Annotated in this window: 3 protein-coding genes; 1 reads left to right on the plus strand and 2 read right to left on the minus strand. The window is 75.2% G+C overall.

Features of this window, described 5'->3' with window-relative positions; translation table 11 throughout:
- Positions 1–1145 (minus strand): sigma-70 family RNA polymerase sigma factor (locus RKE29_RS28040; protein WP_312008489.1); only part of this gene is annotated, 1145 nt, incomplete at its 3' end.
- Positions 1146–1912: 767 nt separating this feature from the next.
- A complete protein-coding gene (locus tag RKE29_RS28045; RefSeq protein WP_312008490.1) occupies positions 1913–2692 on the minus strand; it encodes a helix-turn-helix domain-containing protein in 780 nt (259 codons plus the stop codon).
- Between the two features lie 319 nt (positions 2693–3011).
- Between RKE29_RS28045 and RKE29_RS28050 the strand changes: the two genes are divergently transcribed.
- Positions 3012–4367, plus strand: a complete 1356-nt coding sequence (locus tag RKE29_RS28050; protein WP_312008491.1) for an NAD(P)/FAD-dependent oxidoreductase — start codon at positions 3012–3014, stop codon at positions 4365–4367.
- The last annotated feature ends 330 nt before the right edge of the window (positions 4368–4697 follow it).

Raw genomic sequence — 4697 nt, forward strand, 5'->3', positions numbered from 1 at the left:
CCGGCCGCTGCGCCCGAACCGGCCGCCGCGCCTCCGCCGCCCACCGCCGCGCCCACGCCCGCGCCGGCCGCGCCCACACCCGCCGCGACCCCGGCCGCCTTGAGCGCGTATCCCGCCGCGAACCAGCCGACGACCGCGACCGGCAGCAGCGCGCCGAGGCGCGCGTTGACGTCCGCGACCTCCAGGGCCGCCATGCGGCACCGCGCGCAGCTCTCCAGGTGCTTGCGCAGGCCCAGCTCGGCCCGCATCCGCAGGCCGCCGCGCGCGTACGCGCCGAGCCGGTCGGCGTACCGGGCGCAGTCCCCGCCCTCCGTCAGCGCGCTGCTCACGTGCGCCTGAAGGTAGGCCTGCTTCAGCTTCTCGCGGGCCCGGTGGGCGAGCACCGCCGTCGCGTTGTCCGACAGGCCGAGCAGCGGAGCCACCTGGCGCGGCGACTCGTCCTCGACCGTCGTGTGCCACAGCACGGTCTGGTAGTGCTCCGGCAGGCTGCGGAACGCCCGCACGGCCAGCGTCTGCTCGGCCTCGTGCATGGCCGTCACGTCCGCGCCCAGGTCCGGCTCCGCGCCCAGCGGGTCGCCGTGCTCGGCGGCGCGGGCCGCGTCGGCGGCGAACAGGGCGAAGTCCTCGACCAGCTGCTCACGCTTGGCCGTCCTGCCCCACACGGCGGCCACCCGGCGCACCGTCGTCATCAGATAGGGCCGCACCGCCGACGTGGGCCCCGCGCCGCCCCGTACGGCCTGCAGCGTGCGCGCGAACACCTCGGCGGTCAGGTCGTCGGCGGTGTCGGCGTCCCGGCAGCACGTCCGTGCGTACCGCCGAACCGCGGGGGCGTGCCGCCGGTACAGCTCCTCGTAGGCGTCGGTCTCGCCCTCGCGCATGCGCGCGACCAGCGTGGTGTCGGACGGCGGGAGGCCACCCGCCTCACCGTCACCGGCGCCGCCCCGCCCCTGGCCACCGCCCCGACCCCCGCCCCCGGCTCCAGAACCGCCCCCGGCTCCAGAACCGGCACCGGAGCCGGCGGATCCGGCAGCCGCCGCGCCGCCGTTGCCCGCGTCCTGGCCACTGCCCGTGCTGCCGCCCGCCGCCCCGACGAGGCCGCCGTCGGATCCGTCGTCCTGGGCGCGGCGCCCGCGCTGCCGGGGCACACTCGGATCGCCCTGCCGGGACTCCGCCCGGCGACCGGCGCCGGGCGGACTTCCAGGGCCGGACGGAAGACCGTGGCCTGACGCGCCGCCCGGACGGCCCGACGCCGCCCGACCGGACGCGCCCCCCGGACCGGAACGGCCGCCCGGCCCGGACGGCGCCCCTGGACCGGATGAAGCCCCTGGACCGGATGAAGCCACGGGGCCAGACGAAGCCACCGGATTGGATGAAGCCATAGGGCCGGACGAAGCCCTTGGACCGAACGACGCCCCGGAGTCTGACGAGGCCCCCGGCCCGGACGAGGTCACGGGGCCGGATGGCGCCCCCGGACCGGACGGTGCCACGGGACCGGACGAAGCCACAGGGCCGGACGGCGAAGCCACAGGGCTGGACTGCGTCTCGGGCCGCGACGCGGGTATGCCCTCGCGGCCGGGCGTGCCGCCCGGCGGCTCGCCGGTACGCGCGCCGGTTCTCCGCTCGCCGCCGCGCGGCTCGCCCCGTCCGTCAATGCCCATCGCGGGACCCCCGGCCTGCCGACACTCTCGAAACCCTTGGGAAAGGGTGCCACAGGCAGTGACACTAGCCCTTTTGTCGTATCAGCCAACCACCTTTCCGGGCGACTTTCCGCACAGTTGTCTTGGCCACCGGTTTCGCGTCGGCACACCCGCCTCCAGCGAGCGCCGCCGGCCGCCGCCCGTCCGGGGCAGGTGTCCCGGACGGGGCGGCGCCGGTGCGCGGCGGGCGATGCCGACCGGTCCGGAGCGAGGCGTCAGTGGTCGGACGGGCGCGGGCGCAGCCCGTCCAGCAATATGTCTAACAGCCGGGCCGAGGCCGCCGCCTGCTGCGCCGCGTCCGGCAGCGACGGCGCCGCGGTGGCTATCACCAGCAGCACGTCGGCGACCGTCACGTCCTCGCGCAGCTCCTTGGCCTCCCGCGCCCGGGCCACCAGCTGGCCGACGACCTCCAGCAGGGTCGCCACGCCCGCGTCGTCCTGCTCGTCGGACGCGGCCGGCTGCGCCACCAGCCGCAGCTCCGGCTGACCCGCAGCCTGGGAGGGAACGGCGGCGGTGGCGGCCGCCGCCGACCCTGCGCCCGTGGGCGCCTCCGAGGCCGCGTGCCGCTGCTGCGGCACCCGCGGCTCCGACTCGGGATCCACGCCGACCCGCAGCACCTGCGGCGGCAGCAGCCGCCCGGCGCCCGAGGCGACAGACGTGCGCAGGAAGCGGGCCAGCGCCGACCACGGCTCGTTCTCCTGACCGAGCGCCGCTCGCGCCTGGTCCGTCAGCCGGGCCGTCTCCTCCTGCGCTATGCGCCGAACCAGCACGTCTTTGCTGGGAAACCGCCGGTAGACGGTGCCCACCCCGACCCGCGCCCGGCGCGCCACGTCCTCCATCGGAGCCCCGTAACCCAGCTCTCCGAAGACCTCGCGCGCCGCTCGCAGGACGTGCTCAAGATTCCGCTGCGCGTCCACGCGCAGCGGAGTGCTCCGGCCGCCGCCTCCGTCCGCGGACGCGACAGCAGACGACCAGTGAGAACCCTGAAGGTGCATGTAAATCCCCCGGTTAATGACGTCTCCCCCCGGAGACCCCCACCCGTGCAGCCGGAGGATTCCGGCCCCCCGACCCACTACGAACATAGTTGAGCCCAGGTCAAGAAAGAAAGGCCCGGTTCCGCACGGAGCGTCCCCGATCGGAGTACGTCGCCGTTCCCTCCGTTTCCCGGGCCCGCTCACGGCGGTTCATCCACCGTCTGACCTGCGCGTCTCCTCAGTGAACCGTTTCGACGGCCGGCTCGCGGGGCCCTCGCCTCCGGTCACACAATCTGTCGCGCCTGTGGACAAACCCCGGCGGCGCGTGCGTCATGGGAGAGTGAAGGAACCCGCTCGCATTCTCGTCGTCGGCGGCGGCTACGTCGGGATGTACGCGGCGCTGCGCCTCCAGCGGAAGCTGAAGCGGGAGCTGAGGAGCGGTGCCGCACAGGTCACCGTGGTCGCCCCCGAGCCGTACATGACCTACCAGCCGTTTCTGCCGGAGGCGGCGGCCGGGTCGATCTCCCCGCGGCACGTCGTGGTGCCGCTGCGCCGGGTCCTGCCCCGCTGCCGGGTCGTCATCGGCCAGGCCACCGCCATCCACCACGGCAAGCGCGTCGCGACCGTCCGTACCCTGGCCGCCCGCGAGCAGGGCGACGGCTCGGTCGACATCCCCTACGACGAGCTGGTGCTGGCGCCCGGCTCCGTCTCCCGCACGCTGCCGGTCCCCGGCCTGGCCGACCACGGCATCGGCTTCAAGACCGTCGAGGAGGCCATCGGTCTGCGCAACCACGTGCTGGAGCAGCTCGACATCGCCTCCTCCACCCGCGAGCCCGACGTCCGCGACGCCGCCCTGACCTTCGTGTTCGTCGGCGGCGGGTACGCGGGCGTGGAAGCCCTCGGCGAACTGGAGGACATGGCCCGGTACGCCGCCCGCTACTACCACAACATCGAGCCGGACGACCTGAAGTGGATCCTGGTGGAGGCCACCGGCCGGATCCTGCCGGAGGTCGGCGCGGAGATGGGCCGGTACGCCGTCCGCGAACTGCGCCGCCGCAACGTGGACGTGCGCCTGGACACCCGCCTGGAGTCCTGCGAGGACGGCGTCGCCGTGCTCAGCGACGGCTCCCGCTTCCCCACCCGTACGCTCGTGTGGACCGCCGGCGTCAGACCGCACCCGATCCTCGCGTCCGTGGACCTGCCGCTCAACGCGCGCGGGCGGCTCGTCTGCACGGCCGCGCTCCAGGTGGACGGCGTGTCGCACGCGTGGGCGGCCGGTGACGCCGCCGCCGTGCCGGACCGCACGGCGCGCGAGCCCGGCGTCGAGTGCGCCCCCAACGCGCAGCACGCCGTCCGCCAGGCGAAGGTCCTCGCCGACAACCTGTGCGCGTCCCTGCGCGGCGGGCCGCTGAAGGAGTACGCGCACGCGTACGCGGGCTCCGTCGCCTCCCTCGGCCTGCACAAGGGCGTGGCGCACGTCTACGGGCGGAAGGTGAAGGGCTATCCGGCCTGGTTCATGCACCGGATCTACCACCTCAGCCGGGTGCCGACCTTCAACCGCAAGGCGCGGGTGCTGGCCGAGTGGATCCTGTCCGGGCTCTTCAAACGTGAGATCGTCTCCCTGGGGTCGCTGGAGCATCCGCGCGCCGAGTTCGAGCTCGCCGCGGGCACCGGCCGTCACCCCGAGGCGAGTTGAGGCGCCGGGCAGCGCCGGGAGAACCCCGCGCGCGGCCGGGCGTCGCACGGATGTCGGTCCGGTCGGTCACACTGGACGTGTGACCATGGGTGGGCTCGTATCTGCGAAGAGTGACAATCACGAGGATTCGGTTGTGCTGTACACCCCCGGGGGCCGCCGCCCCCGCACCCGCCCCCGCGTCCGTGCGTCCGCGCGCCGCCCGGCCCCGGCCTCGGGTCCGGGCCCCCGGTGCGCTCCTTCGGGGGAGGACCCCTCCCCCGGCCGGCGTGACACCGGCCGCTGACCCGCCGCCGGTCCGGCGCGCCGCCCGGTCCGGCCGCCGGTCCGGCC

This window comes from Streptomyces sp. B1866, assembly GCF_031932565.1.
GTDB lineage: Bacteria > Actinomycetota > Actinomycetes > Streptomycetales > Streptomycetaceae > Streptomyces.

Bases quoted from the DNA above. Each gene is read 5' to 3' on its own strand.
- RKE29_RS28045 (WP_312008490.1), bottom strand. From the start codon at position 2,692: ATGCACCTTCAGGGTTCTCACTGGTCGTCTGCTGTCGCGTCCGCGGAC.